Raw genomic sequence first — 1,557 nt, 5'->3', positions numbered from 1 at the left:
CGGCGGCGCGTGTGGGGGGCGGGAGAGTGGGATAAAAGAGCAGGACGCGGGGCGCCGCCGGGCCGCTGCCGGTCGGGGCCGGGGGCGCCCCTGCCGCCCCGGTCGCGGGACCAGCGGGCCAGCTGGGCGATGCGCTTGACGACGAACTGGGTGTCCAGGATGCCGAGCATGCCGGCGAGCTGGACCGCGACCTCGTGCTGGGCGCCGCTGTTCTTGATGCGGGCGACGACCGGAGCGGCCTCGTCCAGCGCGGACGCGCGGCCGGCCGGGGTGTCCAGGTCGTAGCGGCCGACGATCTGGCGGAGGGCGAACTCGAAGAGCGGGGTGCGCGGCTCGACGAGGTCGGCGACGGCGTCGTCGCCCTTGGCGAGGCGCAGGTCGCAGGGGTCCATGCCGTCGGGGGCGATGGCGATGTAGGTCTCGGCGGCGAACTTCTGGTCGTCCTCGAAGGCGCGCAGGGCGGCCTTCTGGCCGGCCGCGTCGCCGTCGAAGGTGAAGATCACGCGGGCCGAGCCGTTGTCCATGAGGAGGCGGCGGAGGATCTTGATGTGGTCGCCGCCGAAGGCCGTGCCGCAGGTCGCGATGGCGGTGGTCACGCCGGCGAGGTGGCAGGCCATGACGTCCGTGTAGCCCTCGACGACGACCGCCCGGGACGCCTTCGCGATGTCCTTCTTCGCCAGGTCGATGCCGTAGAGGACCTGGGACTTCTTGTAGATCGCGGTCTCGGGGGTGTTCAGGTACTTCGGCCCGTTGTCCGCCTCGTAGAGCTTGCGGGCGCCGAACCCGACGACGTCGCCGCCGATGTCGCGGATGGGCCACATCAGCCGGCCGCGGAACCGGTCGATGGGCCCGCGCCGGCCCTCCTGGGAGATGCCGGAGAGGACCAGCTCCTTGTCGCTGAAGCCCTTGCCCCGCAGGAAGCGGGTGAGGTGGTCCCAGCCCTGGGGGCTGTAGCCGACGCCGAAGTGCTGGGCGGCCGCCTGGTCGAAGCCGCGCTCGGCGAGGAAGGCGCGGCCGGTGTCCGCCTCGGGGCTGGCCGCCAGCTGCTCCGCGTACCACTGCGCGGCGATCTTGTGGGCCTCGACCAGGCGGATGCGCTCGCCGCGCTGGTGGGTGGGGTTGTACCCGCCCTCCTCGTAGCGCAGGGTGATGCCGGCCTGGCCGGCCAGGCGCTCGACCGCCTCGGAGAAGGTGAGGTGGTCGATCTTCATCACGAACGTGATGGTGTCGCCGCCCTCCTGGCAGCCGAAGCAGTGGAAGAACCCCTTGCTCGGACTGACCTGGAAGGACGGGGACTTCTCGTCGTGGAAGGGGCACAGGCCCTTCAGATTGCCGCCGCCCGCGTTGCGCAGCTGGAGGTACTCCGAGACGACGGCGTCGATCGGGACCGCGTCCCGTACCGCCTTCACGTCCTCGTCGTTGATCCGTCCTGCCACGCGTGAAGTCTACGGGGCGGCACCGACATGCTCCGGCACGGCGACCGGCTCCGGCTGAGGCCACGGCCGCCGCGAAGCGGCCGTCGGACGCGAGGGCGGCGGCCGTGGCCTCAGCCGGAGC

The 1,557-nt window shown here is 72.1% G+C and carries 1 protein-coding gene; it reads right to left on the bottom strand.

What is annotated here, in order from left to right; translation table 11 throughout:
- Window positions 1-1,436: DNA primase (gene dnaG, locus DMH12_RS38415; protein ID WP_125495854.1), on the bottom strand; the 1,436-nt coding region annotated here is incomplete at its 3' end.
- Window positions 1,437-1,557 lie beyond the last annotated feature (121 nt).

Origin of the sequence: Streptomyces sp. WAC 04229 (assembly GCF_003947455.1) — a bacterium.
Classification (GTDB): domain Bacteria; phylum Actinomycetota; class Actinomycetes; order Streptomycetales; family Streptomycetaceae; genus Streptomyces.
This window is presented reverse-complemented; position numbering and strand designations above follow the sequence as displayed.